Genomic DNA, 26,521 nt, shown 5'->3' with positions numbered 1-26,521 from the left:
TCGGTATCGCCCTCGTCCATCTGGATCGTCGCGGTCAGCTGGCCCTCGGCGGCCTTGAGCACGGCGGTCAGTTCCGCCTCGTCGCGGCAGCGGACCAGAATCGACGACGCCCCGAACACTTCATGGCCCAGTGCCTCGTCGGCGAGGAAAGCCTCCGCCGTGGTCTGGAAGAAGGCGGCGCGACCGGCGGTGATGCCCTCGCCCACCTTGCCCTGCGCGACCGTCTCGACCTTGTCATGGCTCGCGAGTGACTCGGTGCCCTTGGTATAGGCAGCATGGATGCCCGGCGTCAGCATGGTCTGCGCCGCCGCATCGGGCAGCGCGGTGCGGGCTGCGTCGACGAACGCGTCCAGCCCCTCGCCCTCGATCGCGAGCAGCAGGCCCGGATTGGTGCAGAACTGGCCTGCCCCCATGGTCAGTGAACCGACGAACGCGGTGCCGAGCGCCGCGCCGCGCGCCTTCAACGCTTCCGGCATCAGAACGACCGGGTTGATGCTCGACATTTCGGCATAGACAGGGATCGGAACGGGGCGTTCCTGCGCGATCTTGACCAGCGCCAGACCACCGGCGCGCGAGCCGGTGAAGCCGACCGCCGCGATACGCGGATCGCGGACCAAAGCGGCGCCCAGCTCGTTGCTTGGGCCGGTCAGGTGGCTGAACACGCCCTTGGGCAGGCCGCAGGCTTCGACCGCGCGCTCGATGGCAGCGGCAACCAGCGCGCCAGTCTGCGGATGGGCGGGATGGCCCTTCACCACGACCGGGCAACCGGCAGCCAGCGCCGAAGCGGTGTCGCCGCCAGCGGTCGAGAAAGCGAGCGGGAAGTTCGACGCACCGAACACCGCGACGGGGCCGAGCGGCACCATGCGCAGACGCAGATCGGGGCGCGGCAGCGGCTGGCGGTCGGGCATGGCGGGGTCGATGCGGACCTGAAGATAGGCCCCAGCGCGCAGCACCTTGGCGAACAGGCCCAGCTGGCCGACGGTGCGGCCACGCTCACCCTCCAGACGCGCGCGCGGCAGCCCGCTTTCGCGCATCGCGGCTTGAATCAGGTCGTCACCGATCGCCATGATCTCGGCACCGATCTTGTCGAGGAAGGCGGCGCGCTCCTCGCGGCTGGTGGCGCGATAGACGTCGAACGCCTCCTCGGCGGCCGCGCAGGCCGCGTCGACATCGGCCGGGCCATGCACCGCAAAGGGCTCCCCCACGGGCTGGCCGGTCGCGGCGTCGATCGAACGGAAATCGGTCATTGGGGAAGCTCCTTTATATTACTCCGACATATTAGTTTGACGGAGCGATGGCAATGTTAAAGGTTGTGCGCAAAGATGGGGGCGGAGAGGTACAATCGATGAGTGACAGCATGACGAATGGGGACGCATCGCCCAAATCCCTGGCTGACGCGGCGCCGGAGGATGCCGCCCCCAAGGCCAGGCGCGGCACCGGCCGTCGCCTGCACGGCGCGATCGCGCACAAGCTGGGCGCGGCGATCGTCTCGGGCGAATATCGGCCCGGCGATACGCTGTCGGGCGAGGTCGCCTTTTCCGAGGCGCTCGACGTGTCGCGCAGCGCATATCGGGAGGCGGTGCAGGTACTGAGCGCCAAGGGGCTGGTCGAAAGCCGACCCAAGACCGGCACCCGCGTCCTGCCGCGCAATCGCTGGAACCTGCTCGACCCCGATGTGCTGGCCTGGGCCTTTTCGGGTGAGCCGGACATCCATTTCGTGCGCAGCCTGTTCGAGCTGCGGTCGATCGTTGAGCCCGCCGCCGCGCGGCTGGCCGCCGAGCGACGCGACAAAGCCGATCTGAAGGAGATGCGCGATGCGCTGGCCGCGATGCGCCGCCACACGCTGGCGACCGATGCGGGGCGCGCGGCCGACCGGGATTTCCACAATGCGGTTCTGGCTGCGACGCGCAACGACGCGCTGGTCGTGCTGACCGCCAGCATCGGCGCCGCCGTCGCCTGGACCACCCAGTTCAAGCAGCGGTCGCGCGCGCTGCCCCGCAATCCCGTGCCCGACCATGTGAAGGTCTATGACGCGATCGCGGCGGGCGATGTCGAGGCGGCGGGAGAGGCGATGCGGCTGCTCGTCGATCTGGCGCTGGAGGATACCCGCAGCGCGATGGAAGGATAGAAGGCCCGCCCCCGGCAAGGGAGCGGGCCACCCGAGACGCCGGGTTCGGGAATGGGGATTTTCAGCGCGGATCGACATTCTGTGGTGCTTTTTCCTCCCCTCGCCCCTCATCGAGGGGAGAGGGTTGCGCAGACTTGGTCTTTGCAAGAGCAAAGGCCTAGTCGAAGCTGGGTGAGGGGTGGGCGTTCGCGGGACGCGAGCGCGCGAGCCTTTGGCTCGCTCAACCCCTCACCCAAGCTGCGCTAGCCAGCACGCTGGCAAGCTCCGCTATCCCTCTCCCCTATCCAGGGGAGAGGGAGTGAAAATTCAGATCGCCGCGCGGTGGAGAGGCTTGGCCGGAACTTCGACCCGGAAGGTGAAGATGTCGCCCGCCTGCACCTGCTCGGCGAGTTGCTCCTCCGACAGGCCCTGCCGCGCGGTGGTGGCATAGGCGGTGCGGCCATCCGGGCCGCCCAGCGCGATCTTGGTGATGTTGGACACGGGGAAGCGCACCTCGTCGGTCATCACGCCGTCCGGGCCATAGCGCCGTGCCGACCAGCCGCCGAAGAAGCCGACCCACACGCCCCCCTCGGCATCGCAGATCGCGCCGTCGGGATGACCGTCGGCATCGCCGAAGCGCGCGAACTCGGTCGCGGGGCCTAGCGTGCCGTCGCCCAGGATCGGATGCGCCAGGATCACCTTGCCCAGCGTATCGACATGATAGAGCGTCGAATCGTCCGGCGAGATGGCCGGGCCGTTGGTGATGCACACCGCATCCGCGCTGGTCGGCGTGACAAGCCCTGCGGCCCATTGGAACAGGCGGCCCGACAGCGAAGTCTCGTCATTGTCCATCGTGCCGAACCAGATCCGCCCCTGCCCGTCGACGCACGCATCGTTCAGGCGATTGGCGGGCAGATGCGTATCGACCTCGGCCAGCCGCTCGAAGCCGCCCGTCGCGGGATCGAATTGATGCGGCCCGGACTTAAGCCCGGCGACGAAGCCGCCCCGCTCGGCGGGCACGATCCAGCCGACCATTTCGGGCGAGGCCCAGTGATCGAGTGTGCCCGCAACCGGATCGTGGCGGTAGATGCGCTGCTGCTTGATGTCGACGAACCACAGCGCGTCATCGACCCAGATCGGGCCCTCGCCCAGCGTCGCACCCACGGTCAGGCAATGTTCGGCCTGCTGCATCACTCTCTCTCCTATGCTCTCGCCCGGTTCGTTCCAGGGTCCTATCGCCAACCGGCGTCGATGAAATAGTCGTGGCCGGTGCACATCCGCGCATCGTCCGAGGCGAGGAACAGCACCAGCGCCGCCACGTCCGATGGCTGGATACGCCCGTCGAGGCACTGGGCCGCGACGATCTCCGCCTCGCCTTCGGGCGTATACCATTTTTCCTGGCGCGGCGTCTGCACATTGCCGGGCACGATGGTGTTTACGCGGATATTCTCGCGGCCCAGATCGCGCGCTAGGCTGCGGGTCAGCCCCTCGATCGCGGCCTTGCAGGTCTGGTAGAGGACCAGGTCGTTCAGGCCCAGGTGCCAGCTGATCGACCCGAAGTTCAGGATCGCCCCGCCGCCCGCCCGCTTCATCGCGGGGATCACCGCTTGCGCTGCGAAGAATTGATGGCGCAGATTGACGTTCAGCCGCTCGTCCCAATAGGCCGGAGTAACCTCGTCGATGCTGTGGCGATCGTCATTGCCCGCATTGTTGACGAGGATATCGACCCCGCCCAGCGCCGCTTCCAGATCGGCGAAGATCGCCTTCAGGCTGTCGATATCGGTCAGGTCACAACGGCGCTGGATCGGCGCATGGCGCGCGTCGGGGGTCAGCCGGTCGACGAGCGCCCGGGCCGCGTCCTCGGCAATGTCGACAAAGGCGACGCGCGCGCCCTGTGCCACGAACGCCTCGACCAGCCCCTCGCCGATCCCCGAGCCGCCGCCGGTCACGATGACGCGCTTGTCGATCAGGCTGGGGTAGCGCGCGACCATGTCGGTCGCGGCGCTGGTCTTCTGCAACATGGAAGTCTCCGTCACAACAGGCCGCGCTTGGCCAGGTTGCGCATCAGGTCGCCCAGCCCGAAGGTCCAGGCAGGGGCATCGGCCGAGGTCATCACCGGATTGACCAGCGTGCCGAGGCGCGGATTCGAAATGACGACCGTGTCGCCGACCTTGTGGGTGAAGCCGCGACCCGGCTCGTCGCGGTCCTGGGTTGGCGCGAACAGCGTGCCGAGGAACAGCACGAGGCCGTCCGGATAGTGATGCTCACTGAGCGCCTGGCCGAGCAGGTCCTCGGGATCGCGGCTGATCTGGTCCATCGAGCTGGCGCCTTCCAGCACATAGCCGTCGGTGCCGGTGATGGTCAGCTTGACCTCGCTCGACCGGACATCGTCCATGGTGAAGCCGTCGTCGAACAGGCGGACCAGCGGCCCGAGCGAGCAGGACGCATTATTGTCCTTCGCCTTGCCGAGCAGCAGCGCCGAGCGCCCCTCGAAATCGCGCAGATTGACGTCGTTGCCGAGCGTCGCGCCGACCGCCTTGCCATGCGTGTCGGCGACCAGCACCACCTCGGGCTCCGGGTTGTTCCAGGTCGAGTCGGAGCGGACGCCGACCGGCATCCCCCAGCCCACCGTCGACAGGACCGGCGACTTGGTGAAGATTTCCGCATCCGGACCGATCGCGACCTCCAGATATTGCGACCACAGCCCCTCGGCGATCAGCGCGTCCTTCAGCTGCGCCGCCTCCGGAGAGCCGGGCACGACCGAGCGGATATTGCCGCCGAGGGCAGCTTCCAGCGTGCCGCGAAGCCCAGCCGCCTTGGCATGGTCGCCCCGCGCGCGCTCCTCGATCACGCGTTCCAGCGCGGACACGGCAAAGGTCACGCCCGCCGCCTTCACGCATTGCAGGTCGATCGGCGACAACAGACGGTTGGCCGCGCCGTGTTCGGGCGACAGGTTCAGCTCGGCCAGCTCACCCAGCGCCTCGCCTTGCGACGCCTCGACCGTTCCGCCCGCCAACAACGCGGAGACGGTGGGGGCCACGCGGCTCATGTCATAGACCTGGCCCTTCTCGACCAGGATGGGGCAAGGCCCCTCGCCACGGTCGATCCGACCGACAAAGCGCCCATCGCGCCAATCGTCGGGCAAAGCGCCCATCAGGTCGGTAAGATTGCTGGCCATAATTCCTCTCCGCAGATTTGTTAGCGGTATCGATTGCTGCCGGGTTGAGGTCAAGAGGCGCCGAACGGGTCACCTCGACCCAAACCGCCTGCGATCGGCCGTACATTCCCGTCCGACGGGCTTTGGCCAACACGGGCGCATGCGCATTTCATGGATACCGCCCCCGATTGCGGAGTGTGACGGGGATGCGAGCCCGCGCATGTCGAGGCGTGGGCCGACCGGCCGGACGGCGAAATCCGTCCGGCCGGTCGCCGTCATCAGTGGTTGTCGCGCGGCAGGCCCTGGGTCTGGGCGATACGCTGATACTTCTCCGCCCCCTCCAGGATCGCGCCGGTCGACATCTGGCCGACCACCGAGCGTTGGATTTCCTGCCACGGGGTCTGCGACGCGGGGTATTTGTACCCGCCCGCCGCCGCCAGCGTCTTGCGACGCTCGGCCAGCTCTTCCTCGGAGATGAGGATGTTGGCGCTGCCGGTGTTCAGGTCGATGCGGACCCGGTCGCCGGTCTGGATCAGCGCCAGGCCGCCCATCGCCGCCGCTTCCGGGCTGGCGTTCAGGATCGAGGGCGAGCCCGACGTACCCGACTGGCGCCCGTCGCCGATGCAGGGCAGCGAGTGCACGCCCTCGGTGATGAGATAGGCGGGCGGACGCATGTTGACGACTTCGGCCGCACCCGGATAGCCGATCGGCCCGGCGCCGCGCATGAACAGCAGCGTTTCTGGAGTAATGCCGGTCGCGGGATCGTCGATCCGGTGGTGATAATCCTCCGGCCCGTCGAACACGACCGCCGGGCCTTCAAAGGCGTTCAGGTCGTCGGGATTGGACAGGTAACGCTCGCGGAACTCGGGCGAGATCACGCTGGTCTTCATGATCGCGGCGTCGAACAGGTTGCCCGACAGGACGATGAAGCCCGCTTCCTCCACCAGCGGCTGGGCGAAGGGACGGATGACCTTTTCGTCCTCGATCGCGACGCCGCGGCAATTCGCGCCCATGGTCTTGCCATTGACGGTCATCGCGTCCTCGTGGATCAGGCCCTGCTCGATCAGCTGGTTGACCACGGCGGGCACGCCGCCCGCACGATAATAATCCTCGCCCAGATACTCGCCCGCAGGCTGCAGGTTCACGAGTAGCGGGATCTTATGCCCTTCGCTCTCCCAGTCCTGCACCGGCAGGTCGACCCCGATGTGGCGCGCGATGGCCGCCAGGTGGATCGGTGCGTTGGTCGAGCCGCCGATCGCCGAGTTGACCTTGATCGCGTTGTGGAACGCGTCCTTGGTCAGGATGTCGGAGGGCTTCAGATCCTCATTGACCATCTCGACGATGCGCTTGCCGGTCAGATAGGCGACTTCCTGGCGATCGCGGTACGGCGCGGGAATCGCGGCCGAGCCGGGCAGCGACATGCCCAGCGCTTCGGCCAGCGAGTTCATCGTGGTCGCGGTGCCCATGGTGTTGCAATAGCCGGTCGAGGGGGCCGACGATGCGACCAGGCGGATGAACTCCGCATCGTCGATCTCGCCCGCCGCCAGCATCTGGCGCGCCTTCCACACGATGGTGCCCGATCCGGTGCGCTCGCCCTTGTGCCAGCCGTTCAGCATCGGTCCGACCGACAGCGCTATCGCCGGGATGTTGACCGTCGCGGCCGCCATCAGCATCGCCGGGGTCGTCTTGTCGCAACCGATGGTCAGCACGACGCCGTCGAGCGGATAGCCGTACAGCACCTCGACCAGGCCCAGATAGGACAGATTGCGGTCCAGACCGGCGGTCGGACGCTTGCCGGTTTCCTGGATCGGGTGGACCGGGAATTCCAGGACGATGCCGCCCATTTCGCGCACGCCCTCGCGCACCCGCTCCGCCAGCACCAGATGATGACGGTTGCAGGGGCTCAGGTCGGAGCCGCTCTGCGCGATGCCGATGATCGGCTTGCCCGACTGAAGCTCCTCCAGCGACAGGCCGAAGTTCAGGTAACGCTCCAGATAGAGCGCCGTCATGTCGATATTGTCGGGATTGTCGAACCAGGCGCGGCTACGCAGCTTCTGGGTGGGCGTGTCGGTCATGTCAGGCTTTCAGGTCAGCGGGCGATGGAGAAACGATAGATCATGGTATGCCGGTAAGGCTTACCCGGATCGACGCGGGGGGAAACGAAGGACGGCTTGTTGGGCGAGTCGGGGAATTTCTGCGGCTCGAGCGCGATGCCGTCGCCCATGCGGTACAGATGGCCCTTCTTGCCGACATAGGTGCCGTCGAGGAAGTTGCCGGTATAGAATTGCACGCCCGGCTCGGTCGACAGCACTTCCATCACGCGGCCCGAGGCGGGGTCCTCCAGCCGTGCGGCCAGCTGCGGCGTGGCGGTCAGCCCCTTGTCGAGCGCGAAATTATGGTCGTAGCCCTGGCCGTAGCGGATCTGCTGGTCGTTGCCGTCGCGAATGCCGTCCGCGACGACGCGGCCAGCGCGGAAGTCGAACACCGTGCCCGCCACCGGCTTCAGCTCGCCGGTCGGGATCAGCTTGGCGTCAACCGGCGTGAAGGCGGTGGCCGGGATGGTCAGCTTGTGGAAGGTCGCACCCAGCGGCGAGCCTTCGCCGTTCAGGTTCCAGATGCCGTGGTTCGTCATGTTGATCACGGTCGGCTTGTCGGTCTTCGCCTCGAACGCGATGGTCAGCGACCCCGCCTCGTCCAGCGAATAGGTGACGGTGGCGTCGACCTTGCCGGGATAGCCCTGGTCACCGTCCGGGCTGGTCAGCGCCAGCACCACGCTGGCGGTGGGGCCGTCCTTCATCGACACAATCTTCCACAGATGCTTGTCGAAGCCCTTGGCCCCGCCGTGGAGCGAGTTGACCTTGTCGTTCAGCGGCAGCTGATAGCTCTGGCCGTCGAGCGAGAAGCGGCCACCCGCGATGCGGTTGGCGAAGCGGCCGACCGTGACCCCGAAGAAGTTCGGATGGTTCACATAATCCTCGGCCTTGTCATAGCCGAGCAGGACATCGGCGAACTTGCCGTTGCGGTCGGGCGCCATCAGCGACTGCAGAGTCGCGCCGTAAGTCAGGACGCGCGCCGACAGCCCGGCCTTGTTGGTCAGGGTCACCGTTTCGATGGCGCCGCCGTCGGCCGAATAGCCTGCGGGCGCGCGCTTTGCCTCGCTCGCCAGAGCGGCCGTGGAAGTCATTGCGGAGGTTACCGCTACCAAAGTAAGAAAGCTCTTGATTGACGCCATCGACATGCCTCACCCTTTCGTCGCCAGACGCCATTGACGCGCCTTTTGCGTCACTATAGTCAGACAAAATATCAGGAGCAAGCCGGTCAACGAACATCTTTTGATGATGATCGCCGGCGCAAAGGAGAGGATTGCAATGGCCGCACCACCCGTCACGTCCCGTGCCAACGGCGCAACGCCTGTCGGGGGGAAGGCGGCGAATTACGGGTCCGCCCTGACTCTCCTCGCCAGCCTGTTCTTCATGTGGGGCTTCATCACCGTCATCAACAACGTGTTGCTGCCGCATCTGCGTTCGGTGTTCGAGCTTGATTATGCCCAGACGACCCTGATCGAGTCGGTCTGGTTCATTGCCTATTTCTTCGCCTCCATCCCCTCGGCCAAGCTGATCGAGCGGGTCGGCTATCAGAAGTCGATCGTGATCGGCCTGCTCATCATGGCGGCCGGTGCGCTGGGCATGACGCTGGCCGCCAGCCTGCCGTCCTACGGCGTGACGCTGGTCATGCTGTTCGTCATCGCCAGCGGCATCACGCTGCTCCAGGTGGCGGCCAATCCGTATGTGACGGTCATCGGCCCGCCGGAAACCGGCTCGTCGCGGCTCAACCTGGTGCAGGCGTTCAACTCGCTGGGCACCACGCTGGCGCCGCTGTTCGCCGGCTATCTGATCCTCGGCCGCAGCCGCAGCGGCACCGCCGAGGCGGGGGCGACGCTGACCCAGGCGCAGCGTTATGCCGACGCCCAGTCGGTGATCCTGCCCTATGTCCTGGTCGCGATCGTGCTCGTCGTGCTGGCGGTGGTCATCGCCCGCTTCCCGCTGCCCGCGCTGGGTTCGTCGACGCAGCGCGCCGCCAAGGCCGAGCGCAAGCAGCATTCGCTGTGGAAGCATCGCAATCTGACGCTCGGTATCCCGACGATGATCGCCTATCTGCTCGCGGAGATCGGCGTCGCCAATCTGTTCGTGAACTTCGTGTCGCAGCCCAATATCGCGGCCGTCACCCACGAACAGGCGTCGCGTTACCTGTCGCTGCTGTGGGGCGGCATGATGGTCGGGCGTTTCGTCGGCAGCTTCGTGATGCAGAAGATCGCGCCGGAACGCGTGCTGACCGTCTTCGCCTTCGGCGCGCTGGTCGTCGTTGCGATCGCCACCTTCACCACGGGTCCGATGGCGATGTGGGCGCTGATCGCGGTGGGCCTGTTCCACTCAATCATGTTCCCGACCATCTTCACCCTCGCCATCCGTGGCCTGGGCCCGCTGACCGAGGAAGGTTCGGGGCTGATGATTATGGCGATCGCGGGCGGCGCGCTCGTCGTCGTGCAGGGCTGGCTGGCCGATCATTACGGCCTTCAGAACTCGTTCTTCCTGACCATGGCCTGCGAAGTCGTCGTGCTCGCCTATGCGCTGTGGGGGTCGAAGCCCGCCAATATCTTCCCGGACGACACCGCCGCCTGATCCGCGGCCACAGAAAACGCAAAATGAGGGGCGGTGCCGCGAGGTGCCGCCCCTTTTTGCGTGAGAAGCACCCCGGGGTTTCGTTCCTGCCATGGCTCTGGTAATGTTACACCGTAACACGAACAATCGAAGACGACAGTCATGACGCCGACGGCCGATACCGCCCCGCTCCCGCCGCCCCCCGCCCTTCCCGATCATGTCCGCATCGACCGCGATTCGACCGTGCTGGCGACGATCGACCAGCCACAGGTGACGCTGGCGGTCTGGGAGCGGACATCGCCGATCCCCGCGCCCGACCTGACCGATTTCCCGACGATCCGGTTCGCGGCGGTGACGTCCTCGGTGGCGGCGGGTATCCGCGAGGCGCTGACGGCCCTGTCCCCCGAGCCCTGGCACGACACGCTGGCCGCCGACGTGGCGCATCTGGCGGCGCTCTATGCGACCTGGACCGGCGAGGAACGGGTGGAGGTGCGGATCGAACGCGTCACCGGCAATGGCTGCTGGAAATTCCACGCCGATTATGTCGGGCTGCGGCTCATCACCACCTATTGCGGGCAGGCGACCCAGTGGCTGCCGCAGGGCGCGACCGATGACGCCACCCTCCGCGCGCTGTCGGCGGGCGATGTCGGCCTGTTCAAGGGGCGCGAGCGCGCGGGCGACCGGGCGATCATCCATCGCTCGCCGCCGATCGCGGGCACCGGCGAGGATCGGCTGCTGCTGGTCATCGATGCCCCCTGGCCGGAGGAGGAGGCATGACCAGCCTAGCCCTGCCCCGTGACGCCATGCGGACGACCACGCCACCCATCGCCGCCGCCGCCCGGCTGGCCAGCATCGATGCGGTGCGCGGGCTGGTCATGGTCATCATGCTGCTCGACCATGTGCGCGATACGCTGGGCACGCATTGGGTGGTCGGCGATCCGATGGACGCGCGCCTGGTCGCGCCTACCCTGTTCTTCGGCCGAACGCTGGCCTCGCTCTGCGCGCCGACCTTCATCGCGCTGACCGGCTTATCGGCCTGGCTCTATGGCCAGACGCACAGCCGTGCGGAGACGAGCCGTTTCCTGCTGACCCGCGGCCTGTTCCTGATGCTGCTGGAGGTGACGCTGGTCGGCTTTGCCTGGTCGGCGCAGTTTCCGCCCCAGACGCTCTGGTTGCAGGTCATCTGGGCGATCGGCGTGTGCATGATCGCGCTCGCCGGGCTGATCCATCTGCCGCGCTGGGGCGTGGCGGCGATCGGGGTGGCGATCGTCGCCGGGCACAACCTGCTCGACCCCATCACCTTTTCGCCCGACAGTCCGTGGTTCAAGCCCTGGGCGCTGATCCACAAGCGCAGCGCGTTCGAATGGATGGGGATCACCATCAAGACGACCTACCCGGTACTGCCCTGGATCGGTGTCATCGCGCTGGGTTACGCGATCGGCCCCTGGTTCACCCGCCCGGCCGAGGAGCGACGGCGCAGGCTGACCATGCTCGGGCTGGGCCTGATCCTGGGCTTCGTCCTGTTGCGCACGGTCAACGGCTATGGCGACGCCCATTGGGCGCCGGTGCCGGGCGATGGCTTGCGCAGCGTCATGAGCTTTGTCGCGCTGACCAAATATCCGCCGTCCCTGCTGTTCCTGATGCCGACACTGGGCGTGGCGGCACTGCTGCTCGCGCTGTTCGAGGGGCGGAGCGGGTCGGTTTCGCGCAAGCTGGCGGTGATGGGCGGCGCGCCGATGGCCTTCTACCTGCTCCACCTCTATGTGCTGCGCGCGCTGTATCTGGGCGCGGTGGCGATCTGGGGCACCAATCAGGGGCAGGTGTTCGGCCTGCCTTCGGTCGGGGCGATGTGGCTGGTTTATCTGCTGCTGATCGTACCGCTCTATTACCCGACCCGGTGGTTCGCCGACTTGAAGCGCCGCCGCCGCGACCTGCGCTGGCTACGCTATTTCTAGAACCAGGTTCGGATGCCCAGAGCCAACGCCGCCCCGCCACCACCGGCGGGGCCGTAGCGGCGTTCCCAGTCGATCCCGACATAGGGCGCAAACTCGCGCGCGATCTCGTAGCGTAGGCGCAGGCCCAGCTCCAGGCTGGAGACACCCGCCGCGATCCGCTGATCGGGCACGTCCTGCGCGGCGAAGTTCACCTCCAGACGTGGTTGCAGGATCGCGCGCTGGGTAATCCGCTGGTCGACCCAGGCCTCGGTACGGGCCAGCACCTCGCCCTTGTCCGAGAGGAACAGCGCCCCCTCGACATCGAACCAATAGGGGGCCAGCCCCTCGACCCCGACCACCGCATAGGTCCGCCGTGCGGCCCTGCCTACATCCTGCCGCACGCCCGCTTGCAGGTTCCAATAGGGGTCGATCGCGCGCGCATAGAGCGCCTGCACCTCCGCCGTGCCGATCCTGTCGCCGAACGTCCCTTCGCCCTCGCTCTTGACGACCAGCCGGTGGATGTCGCCGCCGAACCAGCCCTCCCCATCCCAGCGATAGCCGTCGCGCCCGTCGCGGATCTGCACCTCGGCCAGATTGAACAGGACCTGCGAGAAGCGCATGCCGCCATGCTCCATCCGCATCTGCCGATCGGCGGCGGCCATGGCGGCGGGGTCGTAGAAACGGTCGGCGGCGCGGTCGCGCGGGATCGGGGGCGGCAGGGCGTTACCGACCGGCCCCGGCGCCATCCCTGCCATCGCACCATGATCCATGGCCATGCCGGGCATCGCGCTGCGATCCATCGAAGCCTCCGCGCCCGGCGCGTCATGCGCTGGGGCGGCCGGCTTGCAATGCCCCATCGCCGCATGTTCGGGGGGGCAGGAGTCCACCGTCGTCGACATGGTCCCCATGCCCGGCATCGCGCCGTGATCCATGGTGGCGGACGCCTCGGTCGGCGTACAATGACCCATGGCGGCATGTTCGACCGAACACGCCGCCGCCCGGGGCTTGGTCGCCGCTTCGGTCTTGCGAAGCGCGCGTCGACGCTGCGCCGTTTTGCGGGCGGGCTTGGCCGGTTTCGCCTTCGGTTTCGTCGCAGGCGCCATGGTCATGCCAGGCATCGTCATGCCGGGCATCATGTCATGCTGATGCTGCGGTTCGGCGAGCAGAAGTGCGAACGCGATCATGCCGCCGTTCCCTTGTCCGCGTCCCGCCGGACGGTGACGACCTGCATCATGCCCGCATGCATGTGATAGAGCATGTGACAGTGGAACGCCCAGTCGCCCTCGGCATCCGCCGTCAGGTCGAAGGTCACGGTGCCGCCCGGTGCGACATTGACCGTATGCTTGCGCGGGGCATGATCGCCATGCCCCGTCACCAGCTCGAAGAAATGGCCGTGCAGATGGATGGGATGCGCCATCATCGTGTCGTTGACCAAGGTGACGCGCACCCGCTCGCCCAGCCGGAACGGGATCGGCGCGGTCACGGCGTTCAGCTTCACCCCGTCGAACGCCCACATATAGCGTTCCATATTGCCGGTCAGATGGATGGTCAGCGCGCGCGAAGGGGTGCGGGTATCGGGATTGACCTTCACGCTCATCAGGTCGCGATAGGTCAGGACGCGGTGACCGACATCGGCCAGCCCCTGCGGCGGCTCGCCCGTGCGGTCGACCGGCATCGGCGCGACCGTCTGGACGACGGGCGTGCGCGGCAGGCCGGGGGCGTTGGCGAAGTCGCGCATCCTATGGCTCATCTGGCCGTGATCCATCGGGACCGCAGCACCGGGCTGGCAATGCCCCATCGCGGCATGTTCGGGCGAACAGCCGCCCGCCGTGGCGCCGTGGTCCATGCCGCCCATCCCCATATCCTTCATCGTCGCCAGCGGCCGGGGGCGCAGCGCCGGGACAGGCGTGACCATCCCCATCCGGGGGGCCAGCGTGCCCCGCGCCATGCCCGATCGATCCCATGCCTCGGCGACCAGCGTATAGGCGCGGTCCTGGGTCGGCGTGACGATCAGGTCATAGGTCTCGGCGACCGCGATCTGAAGCTCGTCGACCGTCACTGGCCGCACATCCTGCCCATCGGCCTGCACGACGGTCAGCGTCAGGCCGGGGATACGAAGGTTGAAATTGGTCATCGCCGACGCGTTCACCACTCGCAGTCGCACCCGCTCCCCGGGCGAGAACAGCCCGGTCCAATTGTCCGCCGGACCATGGCCGTTGACCAGATAGCGATAGGTCGACCCCGTCACGTCGGACACGTCGCTGGGGTCCATCCGCATCTGCCCCCAGTCCAGCCGCTCGCGCAAGGGCTGGTCCCTGCCCGCCAGCAATCCGGCCAGCGTCTGCTTCTGATAGTTGAAATAGCCGCCCTGCAGCTTCAACCGGCGAAAGATCGCATGGGGGTGGAGCGGACTGTGATCGGACAGCAGCACCACATGCTCGCGATCCGACGCGATGGGATCGGCCCCGGTGGGATCGATTACGATCGGGCCATACAGCCCCTCCTGCTCCTGAAGCCCCGAATGGCTGTGGTACCAATAGGTCCCGGCCTGCACGACGGGGAATTCATAGGTGAAGCGGCCGCCCGCCGGAATGCCCGGAAAGCTGATCCCCGGCACCCCGTCCATCTGAAAGGGCAGCAGCAACCCGTGCCAGTGGATCGAGCTTTCCTCGTCCAGCGCATTGACCACGGTGATCCGCGCCCGCTGCCCCTCGCGCAGTCGGATCAGCGGCGCGGGGGCCGATCCGTTGATGCCGATCGCATGATAGGGCTTGCCGTCGATCATCATGTGCTGGCGCGCGATGGTCAGGGTGATGTCGGGGCCGATCAGCTCAACGCGCGGCGTGACACCATGCTGCTGTGCCCAGGTAGGCATGGCGGCAAGAGTGGTCAGGCCGACGCCCCCGGCCAGAAGGTCACGGCGGCGTATCGCGGTCGTCGGGTCGATCATGCCCCCTTATACGCATGGGGGCCGCCCTCCCCTCACCCGGCCCCTAACCCGGTCTGGTCGCGCAAGGCGGCGCGCGCCCGGCGGATGCGCAGTTCGACGGCCTTGACGCTCACGCCGAGCGCCTCCGCCGCCTCGGCCTGACTCAGCCCCTCGACCGCGCAGAGGATCAATGGCTCGCGCAACGCCGTGGGCAAGGCGTCGAGCGCGGCCAGCGTATGCGCCAGCGAATCCCGCTCGATCGCCGCCGCCTCGCCCCCGATCCGATCGTCGGCCACCTCGGCCGCCGCCTCAACCGGCAGCACCCGCGCCAGCATTGCGCGCACCCGCCGCCGCCGCGCCCAGTCGCGGCATTTGTTGAGCGCGATCCGGCTGAGCCAGGCGCGCAGGCTCCGTGTCTCGTCGAACCGGCCCAGCGCGCCATGCGCCGCGACGAAGCTCTCCTGCACCAAATCCAGCGCCTCGTCGGCATCGCGGACCTGCGCCAGGATCAGGCGATAGAGCGCCGCCTTGTGCCGCGTGACGATCGCGGCATAGGCGCCCGGCCGCCCGCCTCTGGCCAGCGCGACCAGATCGCCATCGGCCAGCCCCGCCAGATCGCGCTCCCCCACGTGCCCGATTATCGGCCTGTGTCGGTCAGCTTGGCCGCCACCAGCCGATCGAAGGTCGCCGCCTGATCGGGGCGAAGGGCCGCCCGCATCGCAAAGACATGCGCCAGCGTCGCCTTTTGCAGCTCGCCCATGCTGTGATGCACCGCGTCGATGGCTTGCGTGACCTGCGGGCCGTCACGGTGCTCCGCCTCGATCGCGGCGGCCAGCCGGGCATTATCGCCCCGAAGCCGCGCCTCCAGCTCGGCGCGTCGCACCGCGAACTGCGCCTCCAGCCGGTCGAGCGCGACGGCCTGCTTCGGATCGAGCGCGATGTCGCGGTGGATCAACACATGGATGTCGCTGGCCTGCGGCTCGGCGGGCATCAGCAACCGGCACCCGATCGCCACCCCGGCGAGCGCCGCGACGAACGCGATCACCAGCGTCAGCAGATGCCGCCGCCCCGATTTGCCAATCACCCCGCTCATCGGCCGAGCAACAGCGTCGAGGGCGCCAGGCCCGCATCGAGCGCGACGACGGCGACCGGCCGCTCCCGCGCCTCGATCCGCCCCGCGACCGCTCCGCCCCCGACGATCCCCAGCATCAGCGCCGCGCCACCCGCCAGCACCAGCCCGCGGGGCGACAGGCCGCCCGCTTCCGAAGACCCGACATCGATCGCGGTCGCAACGCGTTGCTCCAACCCATCCAGGGATGCGGGCGGACGAATATGCGCCAATCGGGCGAGATCGCGGTCGAACGGGTCGGTCATCATCAAACCCTTACGCAAAAACGGTGGCCACCCCTCACGAGGCGGATAGGATCAGAATATGGACATGGCCACGCTTCGCAACATCGGTGCCTTCGCGCCCCTCTTGGCTGAACCGGATTTCACGGCGGGCGCGTGGACCGAACCCCAGCGATCCGCCGAAGGCGTCATGACGATGGCCTGGTTCCGCTTGTCCGAACCCGCCGCCGCCTTCGTCACCGCGATCGCCAGCGAGGATGTGGCCGCCCATTATCTCAGGCCCGTGGACGACGAAGCCCGTTCCACGGCCATGCACATGATCGAGCACCCTTCCGCCCTCGCCAATGCGAGCGTCGGACAGATCGGCTGGATCCTGACATATCTGCTGCGGGCCGATCGGTTCGTGGAGGGATCGCTGGCCCAGGCATTCGACACCGGCCTGATGCGCGCCATCGCCGACCGCGCCGTCATTCTGAGCGAAAGGGCCTGAAAACCAAAAACCCCGCTAAGCTTGCGCCTAGCGGGGTTTTCGATGGTGGGCGTGGCAAGGATTGAACTTGCGACCCCTGCGATGTCAACACAGTGCTCTACCACTGAGCTACACGCCCGCCGGAGGCCGGGCAATTAGCAGTTTCGGCGGGGCTGGCAAGCCCTAAATCGCGCCGTCGGCCGATTCTTTTGCAAAAAGTCGGTCCACCTCCATCACCAGGTCGCGCAGGTGGAAGGGTTTGGACAGGACGCGAGCGTTGGGAACCGCCTGCCCGGCCTTCAGCGTGACCGCCGCAAAGCCGGTGATGAACATCACGCGCAGGTCGGGCACCAGCGAGGCGGCGCGTTGCGCCAGCTCGATACCGTCCATCTCGGGCATGACGATATCGGTCAGCAGCAGGTCGAAATGTTCGCTCTCCAATAAAGGCATCGCCGCCGTGCCCCGATCGACCGCCGTCACCCGGTAGCCGGATCGCGTCAGCGCCCGTGTCAGATATTCGCGCATGACCTCGTCGTCTTCGGCCAGCAGGATATGGAACATCGCGTCATCCCGATTCATGTCGAAGGCCAGCTTAGCGGCGGGGCGGTTAAGATTTCCAGACCATTGCCCGCATCCGATTGCCGCCATAGGATTGGCGCTAATGGCCAGCCCGAGCTTCGGCGCATCCTTTCAGAGCTTTGGCGATCCGGTGCCCCTGGGCCCGGTGGTGATCTCGGTGCCGCATGGCGGGCGCGCCTATCCGCCGGAGATGGTCGCGGCGCTGCGCGTGCCCGTCGCCGCCGTGATGGGGCTGGAGGACCGGCTGATCGACCAGGTCGGCCTGGCCGCGCATGAGGGCGAGCCGATGCTGGTCCAGACCACCCCGCGCGCCTGGATCGACCTGAACCGCGACGAGCGCGAGCGCGATCCGCTGATCGACGAAGGCGCGCGGATGGCACCACGCGCGTCCGCCAAGCTGCGCAGCGGGCTGGGCCTGGTGCCGCGCCGGGTGGCGGGGCATGGCGATATCTGGACGCGACGCTTCACCGATGGGGAGATCGTGGCGCGGATCGAGACGGATCATCGCCCCTACCATCATGCGCTGGCCGAGCGGCTGGCGGCGGCGCGAGCTCGGTTCGGGGTGGCGGTGCTGCTCGACCTGCATTCGATGCCGCCGCTGGGGGCACCAGGGCTGGTGCCCCGCATCGTCATCGGCGACCGGCATGGCACGACAGCCGCCACCCGCTTCGTCCGGCGGATCGAGGTTGAGGCGCGCGAGAGCGGTTTCGCCGTGACCCGCAACGCGCCCTATGCCGGGGGACATATCGTGGAGCGGCATGGCGATCCCCGACGGGGCGTGCACGCGATCCAGCTGGAGCTCGACCGCTCGCTGTATCTGGATGCCGCGCTGGAGGCGCCGGGGCCGGGCTTCGACGCGACGGTCGCGCTGGTGCGTCGCATCCTGTCCGCCCTGACCGCCGAAGCGCTGGGCCAGCCAAAGGCGATGGCCGCCGAATGAAAAAAACCGCCTCGCGCAAGGGGGAAGAGCGCGAGGCGGCCAAGGTTCAGGGAGGAGACACGCTGAAAGCGTGTCGCACGACACCGCGAAAGGGGGGACACGATGTCGTACTGGTATAAATAAGAAGGGGCCTATTTGGTTCAACCCCCGCCCCCGCAATTCGTCATTTTTTCGTAACGGGTGGTGGCGGGACGGGCATGCCGCCGCGCTGTGAGCGTCAGACGGTGGCGCGCAATACACCCGCTGTCTGCAATTGCCCATTTGCCGACATCCGGGCCGCATGGCAGATTGTTCGTTATGTCCCTCGCACTCGCTCTGCTCGCCTCTGCCGCTCAAGTCACGACCGGCTCCTCGACAGACACGATGGACTTCTCTCGTAGCTATGTCGTGCGGATCGCCACGGATCGTGGACAATGCACGTTTTTCATGACTGATGCCGGGGAGGACGCCGACCAGCTAACCGAGACGTTGCGGCAAAGCTACAAAGCATCCGCTGGGATTGAGATACTGACGGATCGTAACACGCCCCGCCGATGCGTCACCAAGGCGCAGAAAGCGGTCAAGCGAGCTGGCCTCTCTCTGTTTCGTGTCCGCCGGGGCACGGACGCGGATCGCTCGCCGGGCATCCCGTAAGGTCTGCTATCTACCCATTCCTGCCGTCTACGCTCGTTCAGAAATGCGGCAACGGACGGCGATCTGCGCAATCAACAGAGTATGTTCCATCGGTAAGCCCAAGGACGGGCTTACCCCCGACGCAAGCTCATCCGCGTCAGCACGCCGTCGCGCAGCAGGAAATGGTGGCGCAGCGCCGCCGCGACATGGATCGCGACCAGCACCAGCATCGCCCAACCAAGAATCTCGTGCGCCTCGTGCCCGACCCCGGCGGCGGCTTTGCCGATGGGGAGTGGCGGCACGTCGAACAGGCCGAACCAGCTGACCGGGCGCGGCACGGCGCGGCCCGAGCCCATCGCCCAGCCGGTCAGCGGCATGGCGATCATCAGAAAATACAAGATCATGTGTAGCGCATGGGCGCTCCCGCGTGCCCAGGCCGGGATTTCGGCGGGCAGCGGCGGCGGGCGATGCCCCAGACGCCAGACGATCCGTGCCACCGTCAGCGCCAGCACGGTCAGGCCGATCGCCATGTGCAGCGGGATGGTGCCCTTGAGCAGGCTCTCATGGAGCAGCCCGATGGCAAGGTTCGCCACGACCAGGCCTGCGATCGTCCAGTGAAAGACGATCGCGACCCGGCTGTAGCGCGGACTGGAGGAAAGGACCGGCCCGCGCATCGGGATCAGCCGACCGGCTGAAGCTGCGGCTGCGGCATCTTGCCCAGCTGCGCCTGACGGGCGAAGATGTCGCGCATCAGCGAGAGCGAGAAGAGGTGCGCATAGAGCAGCGGCAACATGCCCGACTGGCTCATCTTGCGCAGCTGATCGCCGCGCAGGTCGACCAGCTTTTCCTCGTTGACCATCTGGAAGCCGCGATAGACGAAGGGCTGGTCCGCGCCGTCCGGCTGGATCGAGACTTCGCCGTCCATCAGCAGACCCATTTCGCCCAGTTCCTTCATGAAGTTCTGGGTGCGGGCGCCCGCCTGTTCGAACGATTCGTTGAACTGGAGGATGTTCTTGGTCAGCTCGCTCGGCTGGTTGCCGTCGAACAGCGCATCGCCGTCGTCGAACGCACCGATCGTCGGCGAGGTCGGGTCGAAGCACAGCGACAGCTCTTCCGACTCGGGGCGCAGGCGCGCCAGCATATACGGATAGCGGCGGATATAGGCGGGGACGTAGAAGTTCGTCTCGGTCAGGCGGCCTTCGTCATCGACGAAGACGTTCACGCCCTCGTTCAGGCCCATCAGCGCCAGCGGGATCGGCTGGTCGCCGACCGAGAAGACGATCGGCATGAAACGCTGCACCAGCGGAAATTCGTCCACGGTCACGGGAATGGCGTGCTGGCCGACCAGGAAGGGCGCGGTCTCCTGCGGGCGAACCTTGTAGTTCGCATGAGCCTCGCTCGAAAGCGGCTCCAGGCCGTTGTAGAAAAGCGGAAGGGACGGCGCGCTCGCCATGATATTCTCCAAAAAACTCGATCCACGCGAGCCCCCCGGCCGCGTGTCCTGCGCCCGTGTCTATGGGCCTAGCGCCTCATGCGCAAGCGACGAGCTTGCCCGGATTGAACAGACCGTGCGGATCGAGCGCCGTCTTGATGGCGCGGATCGCCGCGACGCGTTCGGGCGACAGGCGGGCGAGTTCGTCGCGCTTCATCTGGCCGATGCCGTGTTCGGCCGAAATCGTGCCGCCCGCCGCCATCACCAGATCGTGGACGAAGCGGGTGATCGTCGCGGCATCCTCGGCATAGAAACGGTCGCGATCGGCGCTGGGGGCGGCGCGGACATGGAAATGGATATTGCCATCGCCCAGATGCCCGAAGCCCGAGGCATGGGTGCCGGGGAAGTGCGCGTCGCACGCCGCCGCCGCCTCGACCATGAAGCGCGGCATGGCGTCGACGGGCACCGCGATGTCGTGCTGCACCGCCGGACCCAGCGCCCGCTCGGCATCGGACAGCGAGTGGCGGAGCAGCCAGAAGGCCTCGGATTGCGCCTGCGACGCGGCGATCACCGCATCGGCGACCACGTCGTCCTCGATCGCGCGGGCCAGTTGCGCTTCCAGCATCGCGGTCGGATCGGCTTGTGCATCGCCGGTCACCGCCTCGATCAGGATATGCCAGGGGTACACGCCCTCCAGCGGCGAGCGAGCGCCGGGCAGATGCGCGACGGCGGCGGCCAGGCTTTCGGCGGGCATGATCTCGAAACTCTCGATCATGTCGGTCGCCGCCTGCAACCGGCGCAACAGGCTCAGGCCTGCCGCCGGATCGGCGAGCCCGACCCAGGCGGTCGCCGACCGCGCGATGCCGGGGGCGAGCCGCAGCGCGGCGGCGGTGACGATACCCAGCGTCCCCTCCGCGCCGATCAGCAACTGACCCAGATCATAGCCGCGATTGTCCTTCTTCAGCGCCGACAACCCGTCATAGAGCGATCCGTCGGGCAGCACCGCCTCCACGCCCAGCGTCAGCCCGCGCATCGTGCCGAAACGCAGCACCTGCGTACCCCCCGCATTGGTAGAGACGAGCCCGCCGACCGTGGCATTGCCCTTGGCCCCCAGCGTTAATGGAAAGCGCATCCCCTCCGCTTCGGCGGCGGCGTGCAGATCGGCGAGGATCACCCCCGCCTCGGCGACCACCATGCCCGCCTCCGCATCCACCCGGCGGATGCGATTCATCCGCCGGGTGGACAGGATCAGCGCCGATCCGTCGGCGGGCGGCGTTGCTCCGCCGACCATCGAGCTGTTCCCCCCTTGCGGCACCAACGGGACATGATGCTCGGCCGCCGCGCGCAGTACCGCCTGCACCTGGCCCGTGTCGGCCGGGGCGAGGATCGCGGGCGCATGGCCGGAAAAGCGTCGCCGCCAGTCGATTTCCCACGGCGCGATCAGCGCGGGGTCGGTAACGATGCCCTTGTCCCTCAATATGGGGCTCAGGGCCTGGAGCATTGCGGTCTGGGCGGGGGTCATCACGGGGGTCAGTTAGGTCAGGTTCATAAAGCGTTCAATCATCGACCCTATGAAGGGATCCCGCCGACATGCTGTCCCGCCATCGAAACCTGATCGCCATCGCCCTGATGACGCTGACGACGCCCGCCCTGCTGGGGGCGACCGACCGCTATGCCCGGGCCCAATATGCGCAGGTCATCATCCATGAGCGCGTCGTCATCCGCGTGCCCCGCGCCGCGCCGCCGCCCGCCACGCCAAACCGCTGGAAGGAGCGCAAAGGGCCGCGCTGCATCCCCGCCCAGCAACTGGCGGGCGCGCTTCCGGCCGAGGAAGGCGCGGTCGACATCGTACTGACCGGCGGCAAGCGTGTCCGCGCCCGGCTGATCCGCGCCTGTCGCCAGATCGATTATTATTCCAGCTTCTATATCCGCCCCGGGCCGGACGGCCAGATTTGCGCCGGACGCGACCCGATCCGCACGCGGGCGGGCCGCACCTGCGAGATCGAGCGGTTTCGTAGCCTGGTTCCGGTGCGCTGAACCGATCCCACTAACTGCGGCACCTCCAGCCATTCGATCGAATTGGAACGGGCCCTCGCCGCCAGCACGCCCCTCCCGCAGGCGAGTTTCAGGTCGGTCATGCCCCCGGCATGACCTAAACGATGCGGGGCATCGTTTACCTGCAACTGGGATGGGGGAGGGCATGCCACAAGCGATACTCTCGGTGAGACTCCTTGCCCTCCCCCGACCCCTCCCGCCTGCGGGAGGGGAGTAAGAAGGAAAGATGACGTCGAGGTTCCGTACGTATCGCCCCCTCCCCCATGTGGAAAACTTGACTTTCGCCGCCAAATCCGCAAGCGGCTAAGGCTGCTGGGCGCGTGCGGGGCGATTCCCATTCCGCACCAAATTCCGGAAAATTGCATGAGCTTTGCCGATCTCGGCCTCTCCGACGAACTTCTCAAGACGGTCACCGACGCCGGCTATACCGAGCCGACGCCGATTCAGGCCTCCGCCATCCCCTCCGTGCTGATGATGCGCGACATCATCGGCATCGCGCAGACGGGCACGGGCAAGACCGCCGCCTTCGTGCTGCCGATGATCGATATCCTGGCGCATGGCCGCAGCCGCGCACGGATGCCGCGCAGCCTGATCCTGGAGCCGACGCGCGAACTCGCCGCACAGGTCGCCGAGAATTTCGAGAAATACGGTGCCGGCCAGAAGCTCTCCATGGCGCTGCTGATCGGCGGCGTGTCGATGGGTGACCAGATCAAGGCGCTGGAAAAGGGCGTCGACGTGCTGATCGCGACGCCGGGCCGGTTGATGGACCTGTTCCAGCGCGGCAACATCCTGCTGACCGGCTGTTCGATGCTGGTCATCGACGAGGCCGACCGGATGCTCGACATGGGGTTCATCCCCGATATCGAGGAAATCTGCACCAAGCTGCCCAAGCAGCGCCAGACGCTGCTCTTCTCCGCGACCATGCCGCCGCCGATCAAGAAGCTGGCCGACAAGTTCCTGGAAAATCCCAAGACGATCGAGGTCGCGCGTCCCGCATCGACCAACATCAACATCACCCAGTTCGTGGTGCCGGTCGCACCCCAGTCGTTCGAGAAGCGCAAGCGCCTGCGCCAGCTGCTGGGGCAGGAAGAGGTTCGCACCGCGATCATCTTCTGCAACCGCAAGACGACGGTGCGCGAGCTGAACAAGTCGCTCAAGCAGCACGGCTTCCGCTCGGGCGAAATCCATGGCGACATGGAACAGCCGCAGCGCCTGGCCGAGCTGGAGCTCTTCAAGCGTGGCGACATCAACATCCTCGTCGCCTCGGACGTCGCGGCGCGCGGGCTGGACATAAAGGGCGTCAGCCACGTCTTCAACTTCGACGCGCCCTGGCACCCGGACGATTATGTCCACCGCATCGGCCGGACGGGGCGTGGCGGCGCGACCGGCACCGCCTATACCTTCGTCGCGCCGGATGACGCCGAGAATCTTGAGAATATCGAGAAGCTGACCGGCCAGAAGATCGACCGGCTCGAACTGCCCGCCCCGGCGGAAGAGGAGCGCCCTGCCCGGCGCACCCGCCGCGACCGTGCGCCCCGTCCGGTCGAGGTCGACGTCGAGGCCACTCCGGTGGCCGAAGCGGTCGAGGACGCGCCCCGCGCTCGCCCCGCTCGCAGCCGTCGCGAGGAACCACGCCGCGAGCAGGTTCAGCGCGAACAGCCTCGCCGGGAAGAACCGCGCGAGGCCCGTAACGACGACCGTCGTCGCGACCGTCGCCGCTCCCATCAGGATGAGACGCCCGATGACGGCAGCTGGAACGGCCCGATCCCGGACTTCCTGAAGGTCTCGTTCGGGATCTGACGCTGTCCATGCCGCTCGACATCATCAGCTTCGTCGAACCCCAGTCGCCAAGCGTCGCCAGCCCGTGCGTCAATGTCTGCACAATGGATAAGGCGACCGGCTGGTGCTTGGGCTGCGCGCGCACCATCCGCGAGATTTCGAACTGGAGCGCCAAACCTGCCGAGGAACGCCGCGCGATCCTGTCGGCGCTACCGTCCCGCAAGGCCGAACTGGCGGCGCGCCAAGGCTGAGGCCTTCCCTGACCCCGTTCAGCCTGAGCGAAGTCGAAGGCCAAGGGAAAAACCTCGCCGCGAGGGATTCCAGCCTAGCCGCGATGACGGCGCGTTAAACCAAGGAGAGCCCCTCCCCTTCAGGGGAGGGGTTGGGGTGGGGCCTCGCCACGGGCTGCACGCTTGCGGAGGCACCCCACCCCCGGCCCCTCCCCTGAAGGGGAGGGCTGAGTTCATCTCATGTCATCATGCTCTAGCCGCGATGAACCAGCGTGGCCTTCGACTTCGCTCAGGCGGAACGGAGGGCGGGATTGGGTGCGGGGTGTTCTTTAACGCCCCACAAACCGCCCCGGCCGCCGTTCGGTGACGGCGCGCACCCCTTCGGCAAAATCCTCGGTTCGCATCAGCTCGGCCTGCTCGGCCAGCTCATGGTCGGTCGCCGCCTCGACCAGCGCCCGCAACTCTCCGCGCAGCGTCCGCCGGGTCGATGCCACCGCCAGCGGTGCCGCCGCGGCGATCTCGTGCGCCAGGGCCAGCGCGGTCGCCTCCAGCGACTCCGCCGATACCAGCTGGTCGACCAGCCCCCAGCGCTCCGCTTCCTCACCCCGGATGCGCCGCCCGGTCAGCAGCATCATCGCCGCGCGCTGGCGACCGATCACCCGCTCCAGCACCGCCGAAATGCCGAAGCCCGGATGCAGCCCCAATTGTACGAAATTCGCCACGAAGCGCGCCTCGGGCGTGGCGACGCGGAAGTCGGCGACCAGCGCCAGCCCCAGTCCCGCGCCGACCGCCGCCCCCTGCACCGCTGCGACCACCGGCGTCGCCACCCCGAACAATCGCGCCGCCGCCATGTAGAACGGGCTGCGCGCACCGGGCAGCAAGGGGTCCGCAACCGGATTCGCATTGACCAGATCCGCGCCCGCACAAAATACCCGACCTTCCGATCGAAGCAGGATGGCGCGAATCGCGGGGTCCGAGTCCGCATCGTCGAACGCCTCCACCAATTGCGAAATGGTTCCCAGTCCCAGGTGATTATTCGGCGGATTCCGTAGCGTCAGGATCGCAACGGGCCCGTCATGGCGAATTTCGATAGTCATGACGTCCTATTAACCCGCCTTTCCCAAGATAGGCCAGCGCCATACCCGTTGCTCGAAAGGCACAGAAGCCGGACATAGTGCAGGCAAGCATCAATGGATGCTTGAGCCATGTCCCCAAACCGGATTAGGGAATGTGCATGTCAGGGTGACCGGCCGATAACAGGCGGCGCCTAGGCATCGGGAGCTTCACGGCTCCGTGCCGGGAGGGGATGCCGGGCGGCCTGTAAAACGGGCCGCCCTTTCCCCCTACGCCCGACCCATCCAAAGCGCCGGTGACGATGCGACGGAACCCGCCCGTCCGATGCGGATTGCTAGAGTCTGGACTCAGCGGCGGCCGACCGAAGCGATGGCCGCTCCTTCGGAGACATGGCGATGCCCGACACCATCCTGATTACCGGCGCGTCGGCCGGACTGGGCGCGGATTTCGCGCGGGCGCTGGCGAAAAAGCCGGTGACGTTGGTGCTGACCGCCAGGCGATCCGATCGGCTGGCGGCACTGGCGCAGGAACTGGGCGCGCGACCGGGGGTCGAGGTGCATGTCGTCTCCGCCGATCTGGGGCGGATCGATGGCGTGAAGGCCTTGCTCGACGGGGTCGCCGATCGGGGGCTGCGGATCGATACGCTCATCAACAATGCGGGCTATGGCGCGCTGGGCGAATTTGCCGACAGCGATCTTGCCACCCAGATGGGGATGATCGACCTCAACGTCCGGGCGCTGGTGACGCTGACCCACGCCCTGTTGCCGCCGATGCTGGCACGCGGCCGCGGGCAGGTGCTGAACGTCGCCTCGACCGCCGCCTTTCAACCCGGGCCCTATATGGCGGTCTATTATGCCAGCAAGGCGTTCGTGCTGCACTTCTCAGAGGCGCTGCACGAGGAGGTGAAGGGACGCGGCGTGACGGTGACGGCGCTGTGCCCGGGGCCGACGAAGACCGAGTTTGCCGATGTGGCAGGCATGGCGGAGACGCCGCTGTTCGAGCGCTTCGCGTCCGAATCCGAACAAGTGGTACGTGACGGCCTCGCCGCTTTGGAGCGGGGACAGGCGGTGATGGTGTCGGGGCTGCTCAACCGGCTGACCGCCGCCAGCACCCGGGTGGCGCCGCGCGGGGCGTTGCGGCGGGCGGTCGCCCGGCTTCAGAGTGGAAGAAAATAGGTTTGTTCGCGCGGAGGCGCGGAGGCGCCGGTCCAGCCGCA

At 67.1% G+C, this 26,521-nt stretch carries 27 protein-coding genes and 1 tRNA gene (1 of these 28 cut by a window edge); 11 read left to right on the top strand and 17 right to left on the bottom strand.

The genetic code is table 11. The annotated features are described in order from the left end of the window. Nucleotides 1-1,247, bottom strand: partial view of an aldehyde dehydrogenase (NADP(+)) gene (locus AC1GI4_RS12535; RefSeq protein ID WP_433909032.1) — the 5' portion only. It extends 277 nt beyond the left edge of the window; the window shows 1,247 of its 1,524 coding nt (coding positions 1-1,247); its start codon is at nt 1,245-1,247; its stop codon lies off the left edge, out of view. Between the two features lie 110 nt (nt 1,248-1,357). Between AC1GI4_RS12535 and AC1GI4_RS12530 the strand changes: the two genes are divergently transcribed. Next, nucleotides 1,358-2,128 carry a FadR/GntR family transcriptional regulator gene (locus AC1GI4_RS12530; protein ID WP_294270685.1) on the top strand — a complete coding sequence of 257 codons (771 nt, stop codon included), beginning with the start codon at nt 1,358-1,360 and terminating at the stop codon, nt 2,126-2,128. Nucleotides 2,129-2,434: 306 nt separating this feature from the next. On the opposite strand, the gene AC1GI4_RS12525 is transcribed toward AC1GI4_RS12530, so the two are convergent. The 5 genes from AC1GI4_RS12525 to AC1GI4_RS12505 form a co-directional block, all read right to left on the bottom strand. Beyond that, entirely contained in the window at nt 2,435-3,298 is an 864-nt protein-coding gene (locus tag AC1GI4_RS12525) for an SMP-30/gluconolactonase/LRE family protein (RefSeq protein WP_479629727.1), read from the bottom strand. Nucleotides 3,299-3,339: 41 nt separating this feature from the next. Further along, nucleotides 3,340-4,128: a D-xylose 1-dehydrogenase gene (gene xylB, locus AC1GI4_RS12520; protein WP_294270682.1), complete on the bottom strand. Its 789-nt coding sequence runs from the start codon at nt 4,126-4,128 to the stop codon at nt 3,340-3,342. 11 nt (nt 4,129-4,139) lie between these two features. Next, nucleotides 4,140-5,285: a fumarylacetoacetate hydrolase family protein gene (locus AC1GI4_RS12515; protein ID WP_479629726.1), complete on the bottom strand. Its 1,146-nt coding sequence runs from the start codon at nt 5,283-5,285 to the stop codon at nt 4,140-4,142. 257 nt (nt 5,286-5,542) lie between these two features. After that, entirely contained in the window at nt 5,543-7,339 is a 1,797-nt protein-coding gene (locus tag AC1GI4_RS12510) for an IlvD/Edd family dehydratase (protein WP_479629725.1), read from the bottom strand. 14 nt (nt 7,340-7,353) lie between these two features. Continuing rightward, entirely contained in the window at nt 7,354-8,448 is a 1,095-nt protein-coding gene (locus tag AC1GI4_RS12505; RefSeq protein ID WP_294275157.1) for an aldose epimerase family protein, read from the bottom strand. Nucleotides 8,449-8,632: 184 nt separating this feature from the next. Here AC1GI4_RS12505 and AC1GI4_RS12500 point away from each other — a divergent pair, with 184 nt between their 5' ends. The 3 genes from AC1GI4_RS12500 to AC1GI4_RS12490 all read left to right on the top strand — a co-directional run bounded on the left by AC1GI4_RS12500 (nt 8,633) and on the right by AC1GI4_RS12490 (nt 11,877). Next, nucleotides 8,633-9,943 (top strand): sugar MFS transporter, encoded by a 1,311-nt coding sequence (locus AC1GI4_RS12500; RefSeq protein ID WP_294275158.1) that lies wholly within the window; start codon nt 8,633-8,635, stop codon nt 9,941-9,943. Nucleotides 9,944-10,084: 141 nt separating this feature from the next. Further along, nucleotides 10,085-10,699 carry a DUF1826 domain-containing protein gene (locus AC1GI4_RS12495; protein WP_294275159.1) on the top strand — a complete coding sequence of 205 codons (615 nt, stop codon included), beginning with the start codon at nt 10,085-10,087 and terminating at the stop codon, nt 10,697-10,699. After that, a complete protein-coding gene (locus AC1GI4_RS12490) occupies nt 10,696-11,877 on the top strand; it encodes an acetyltransferase domain-containing protein (protein WP_479629724.1) in 1,182 nt (393 codons plus the stop codon). The genes AC1GI4_RS12495 and AC1GI4_RS12490 overlap by 4 nt, the downstream gene beginning before the upstream one ends. Here AC1GI4_RS12490 and AC1GI4_RS12485 read toward each other — a convergent pair. Genes AC1GI4_RS12485 through AC1GI4_RS12465 form a run of 5 tightly spaced genes read right to left on the bottom strand, consistent with a single transcriptional unit; the run spans nt 11,874 to nt 16,159 of the window. Then, entirely contained in the window at nt 11,874-13,040 is a 1,167-nt protein-coding gene (locus tag AC1GI4_RS12485) for a copper resistance protein B (RefSeq protein WP_479629723.1), read from the bottom strand. The two genes, AC1GI4_RS12490 and AC1GI4_RS12485, sit on opposite strands and share 4 nt — an antisense overlap. Then, nucleotides 13,037-14,806, bottom strand: coding sequence for a copper resistance system multicopper oxidase (locus tag AC1GI4_RS12480; RefSeq protein ID WP_479629722.1), 1,770 nt, complete (start codon nt 14,804-14,806; stop codon nt 13,037-13,039). Before AC1GI4_RS12480 ends, AC1GI4_RS12485 begins: the two co-directional genes overlap by 4 nt. A gap of 32 nt (nt 14,807-14,838) precedes the next feature. Next, a complete protein-coding gene (locus AC1GI4_RS12475; protein WP_479629721.1) occupies nt 14,839-15,414 on the bottom strand; it encodes an RNA polymerase sigma factor in 576 nt (191 codons plus the stop codon). 8 nt (nt 15,415-15,422) lie between these two features. Then, nucleotides 15,423-15,878: a periplasmic heavy metal sensor gene (locus AC1GI4_RS12470; RefSeq protein ID WP_479629720.1), complete on the bottom strand. Its 456-nt coding sequence runs from the start codon at nt 15,876-15,878 to the stop codon at nt 15,423-15,425. Continuing rightward, nucleotides 15,875-16,159, bottom strand: coding sequence for a hypothetical protein (locus AC1GI4_RS12465; RefSeq protein ID WP_479629719.1), 285 nt, complete (start codon nt 16,157-16,159; stop codon nt 15,875-15,877). The genes AC1GI4_RS12470 and AC1GI4_RS12465 overlap by 4 nt, the downstream gene beginning before the upstream one ends. Before the next feature lie 58 nt (nt 16,160-16,217). On the opposite strand from AC1GI4_RS12465, the gene AC1GI4_RS12460 reads away from it, so the two are divergent. Further along, entirely contained in the window at nt 16,218-16,625 is a 408-nt protein-coding gene (locus AC1GI4_RS12460) for a DUF6508 domain-containing protein (RefSeq protein WP_479629718.1), read from the top strand. Between the two features lie 43 nt (nt 16,626-16,668). Here AC1GI4_RS12460 and AC1GI4_RS12455 read toward each other — a convergent pair. Together AC1GI4_RS12455 and cpdR are read right to left on the bottom strand one after the other, a co-directional pair. Beyond that, nucleotides 16,669-16,743, bottom strand: a tRNA-Val gene (locus tag AC1GI4_RS12455). A gap of 44 nt (nt 16,744-16,787) precedes the next feature. Then, the gene (gene cpdR, locus AC1GI4_RS12450) at nt 16,788-17,165 is read right to left on the bottom strand and encodes a cell cycle two-component system response regulator CpdR (protein WP_433909043.1); all 378 of its coding nucleotides are present in this window, start codon (nt 17,163-17,165) and stop codon (nt 16,788-16,790) included. A gap of 100 nt (nt 17,166-17,265) precedes the next feature. Between cpdR and AC1GI4_RS12445 the strand changes: the two genes are divergently transcribed. Both AC1GI4_RS12445 and AC1GI4_RS12440 read left to right on the top strand, forming a co-directional pair. Beyond that, on the top strand, nt 17,266-18,123 hold the full coding sequence (locus tag AC1GI4_RS12445; protein ID WP_479629717.1) for an N-formylglutamate amidohydrolase: 858 nt from the start codon (nt 17,266-17,268) through the stop codon (nt 18,121-18,123). Nucleotides 18,124-18,420: 297 nt separating this feature from the next. Continuing rightward, nucleotides 18,421-18,756 carry a hypothetical protein gene (locus AC1GI4_RS12440; protein WP_479629716.1) on the top strand — a complete coding sequence of 112 codons (336 nt, stop codon included), beginning with the start codon at nt 18,421-18,423 and terminating at the stop codon, nt 18,754-18,756. Nucleotides 18,757-18,866: 110 nt separating this feature from the next. On the opposite strand, the gene AC1GI4_RS12435 is transcribed toward AC1GI4_RS12440, so the two are convergent. From AC1GI4_RS12435 to AC1GI4_RS12425, 3 genes are all read right to left on the bottom strand, one after another. Next, on the bottom strand, nt 18,867-19,409 hold the full coding sequence (locus AC1GI4_RS12435; RefSeq protein ID WP_479629715.1) for a cytochrome b: 543 nt from the start codon (nt 19,407-19,409) through the stop codon (nt 18,867-18,869). 5 nt (nt 19,410-19,414) lie between these two features. Then, on the bottom strand, nt 19,415-20,188 hold the full coding sequence (locus AC1GI4_RS12430) for a SapC family protein (RefSeq protein ID WP_294275170.1): 774 nt from the start codon (nt 20,186-20,188) through the stop codon (nt 19,415-19,417). Between the two features lie 76 nt (nt 20,189-20,264). After that, nucleotides 20,265-21,689 carry an FAD-binding oxidoreductase gene (locus tag AC1GI4_RS12425; protein WP_479630403.1) on the bottom strand — a complete coding sequence of 475 codons (1,425 nt, stop codon included), beginning with the start codon at nt 21,687-21,689 and terminating at the stop codon, nt 20,265-20,267. A 68-nt stretch (nt 21,690-21,757) separates the two neighbouring features. Here AC1GI4_RS12425 and AC1GI4_RS12420 point away from each other — a divergent pair, with 68 nt between their 5' ends. The 3 genes from AC1GI4_RS12420 to AC1GI4_RS12410 all read left to right on the top strand — a co-directional run bounded on the left by AC1GI4_RS12420 (nt 21,758) and on the right by AC1GI4_RS12410 (nt 24,252). Further along, nucleotides 21,758-22,204 (top strand): hypothetical protein, encoded by a 447-nt coding sequence (locus AC1GI4_RS12420; RefSeq protein ID WP_479629714.1) that lies wholly within the window; start codon nt 21,758-21,760, stop codon nt 22,202-22,204. Between the two features lie 381 nt (nt 22,205-22,585). Then, nucleotides 22,586-24,022 (top strand): DEAD/DEAH box helicase, encoded by a 1,437-nt coding sequence (locus tag AC1GI4_RS12415; RefSeq protein ID WP_479629713.1) that lies wholly within the window; start codon nt 22,586-22,588, stop codon nt 24,020-24,022. An 8-nt stretch (nt 24,023-24,030) separates the two neighbouring features. Continuing rightward, nucleotides 24,031-24,252: a DUF1289 domain-containing protein gene (locus AC1GI4_RS12410; RefSeq protein ID WP_479629712.1), complete on the top strand. Its 222-nt coding sequence runs from the start codon at nt 24,031-24,033 to the stop codon at nt 24,250-24,252. A gap of 308 nt (nt 24,253-24,560) precedes the next feature. Here the strand turns inward: AC1GI4_RS12410 and AC1GI4_RS12405 are convergent, their stop codons facing one another. Then, on the bottom strand, nt 24,561-25,328 hold the full coding sequence (locus AC1GI4_RS12405; protein ID WP_479629711.1) for an enoyl-CoA hydratase/isomerase family protein: 768 nt from the start codon (nt 25,326-25,328) through the stop codon (nt 24,561-24,563). A 372-nt stretch (nt 25,329-25,700) separates the two neighbouring features. Here AC1GI4_RS12405 and AC1GI4_RS12400 point away from each other — a divergent pair, with 372 nt between their 5' ends. Then, entirely contained in the window at nt 25,701-26,480 is a 780-nt protein-coding gene (locus tag AC1GI4_RS12400) for an SDR family NAD(P)-dependent oxidoreductase (RefSeq protein WP_479629710.1), read from the top strand. Nucleotides 26,481-26,521 lie beyond the last annotated feature (41 nt).

Source organism: Sphingomonas sp. 77B, assembly GCF_056497825.1.
This window is presented reverse-complemented; position numbering and strand designations above follow the sequence as displayed.

What these genes read in the sequence shown, in the direction of transcription:
- AC1GI4_RS12500 (WP_294275158.1), top strand. Translation starts at nt 8,633, where the DNA reads ATGGCCGCACCACCCGTCACGTCCCGTGCCAACGGCGCAACGCCTGTC.
- AC1GI4_RS12470 (WP_479629720.1), bottom strand. Translation starts at nt 15,878, where the DNA reads ATGAGCGGGGTGATTGGCAAATCGGGGCGGCGGCATCTGCTGACGCTG.
- cpdR (WP_433909043.1), bottom strand. Translation starts at nt 17,165, where the DNA reads ATGTTCCATATCCTGCTGGCCGAAGACGACGAGGTCATGCGCGAATAT.
- AC1GI4_RS12480 (WP_479629722.1), bottom strand. Translation starts at nt 14,806, where the DNA reads ATGATCGACCCGACGACCGCGATACGCCGCCGTGACCTTCTGGCCGGG.
- AC1GI4_RS12525 (WP_479629727.1), bottom strand. Translation starts at nt 3,298, where the DNA reads ATGCAGCAGGCCGAACATTGCCTGACCGTGGGTGCGACGCTGGGCGAG.
- AC1GI4_RS12460 (WP_479629718.1), top strand. Translation starts at nt 16,218, where the DNA reads ATGGACATGGCCACGCTTCGCAACATCGGTGCCTTCGCGCCCCTCTTG.
- AC1GI4_RS12410 (WP_479629712.1), top strand. Translation starts at nt 24,031, where the DNA reads ATGCCGCTCGACATCATCAGCTTCGTCGAACCCCAGTCGCCAAGCGTC.
- AC1GI4_RS12445 (WP_479629717.1), top strand. Translation starts at nt 17,266, where the DNA reads ATGGCCAGCCCGAGCTTCGGCGCATCCTTTCAGAGCTTTGGCGATCCG.
- AC1GI4_RS12420 (WP_479629714.1), top strand. Translation starts at nt 21,758, where the DNA reads ATGCTGTCCCGCCATCGAAACCTGATCGCCATCGCCCTGATGACGCTG.
- AC1GI4_RS12405 (WP_479629711.1), bottom strand. Translation starts at nt 25,328, where the DNA reads ATGACTATCGAAATTCGCCATGACGGGCCCGTTGCGATCCTGACGCTA.
- AC1GI4_RS12435 (WP_479629715.1), bottom strand. Translation starts at nt 19,409, where the DNA reads ATGCGCGGGCCGGTCCTTTCCTCCAGTCCGCGCTACAGCCGGGTCGCG.
- AC1GI4_RS12495 (WP_294275159.1), top strand. Translation starts at nt 10,085, where the DNA reads ATGACGCCGACGGCCGATACCGCCCCGCTCCCGCCGCCCCCCGCCCTT.
- AC1GI4_RS12440 (WP_479629716.1), top strand. Translation starts at nt 18,421, where the DNA reads ATGTCCCTCGCACTCGCTCTGCTCGCCTCTGCCGCTCAAGTCACGACC.
- AC1GI4_RS12510 (WP_479629725.1), bottom strand. Translation starts at nt 7,339, where the DNA reads ATGACCGACACGCCCACCCAGAAGCTGCGTAGCCGCGCCTGGTTCGAC.
- AC1GI4_RS12490 (WP_479629724.1), top strand. Translation starts at nt 10,696, where the DNA reads ATGACCAGCCTAGCCCTGCCCCGTGACGCCATGCGGACGACCACGCCA.
- AC1GI4_RS12485 (WP_479629723.1), bottom strand. Translation starts at nt 13,040, where the DNA reads ATGATCGCGTTCGCACTTCTGCTCGCCGAACCGCAGCATCAGCATGAC.
- AC1GI4_RS12400 (WP_479629710.1), top strand. Translation starts at nt 25,701, where the DNA reads ATGCCCGACACCATCCTGATTACCGGCGCGTCGGCCGGACTGGGCGCG.
- AC1GI4_RS12430 (WP_294275170.1), bottom strand. Translation starts at nt 20,188, where the DNA reads ATGGCGAGCGCGCCGTCCCTTCCGCTTTTCTACAACGGCCTGGAGCCG.
- AC1GI4_RS12415 (WP_479629713.1), top strand. Translation starts at nt 22,586, where the DNA reads ATGAGCTTTGCCGATCTCGGCCTCTCCGACGAACTTCTCAAGACGGTC.
- xylB (WP_294270682.1), bottom strand. Translation starts at nt 4,128, where the DNA reads ATGTTGCAGAAGACCAGCGCCGCGACCGACATGGTCGCGCGCTACCCC.
- AC1GI4_RS12530 (WP_294270685.1), top strand. Translation starts at nt 1,358, where the DNA reads ATGACGAATGGGGACGCATCGCCCAAATCCCTGGCTGACGCGGCGCCG.
- AC1GI4_RS12505 (WP_294275157.1), bottom strand. Translation starts at nt 8,448, where the DNA reads ATGACTTCCACGGCCGCTCTGGCGAGCGAGGCAAAGCGCGCGCCCGCA.
- AC1GI4_RS12465 (WP_479629719.1), bottom strand. Translation starts at nt 16,159, where the DNA reads ATGACCGACCCGTTCGACCGCGATCTCGCCCGATTGGCGCATATTCGT.
- AC1GI4_RS12515 (WP_479629726.1), bottom strand. Translation starts at nt 5,285, where the DNA reads ATGGCCAGCAATCTTACCGACCTGATGGGCGCTTTGCCCGACGATTGG.
- AC1GI4_RS12425 (WP_479630403.1), bottom strand. Translation starts at nt 21,689, where the DNA reads ATGACCCCCGCCCAGACCGCAATGCTCCAGGCCCTGAGCCCCATATTG.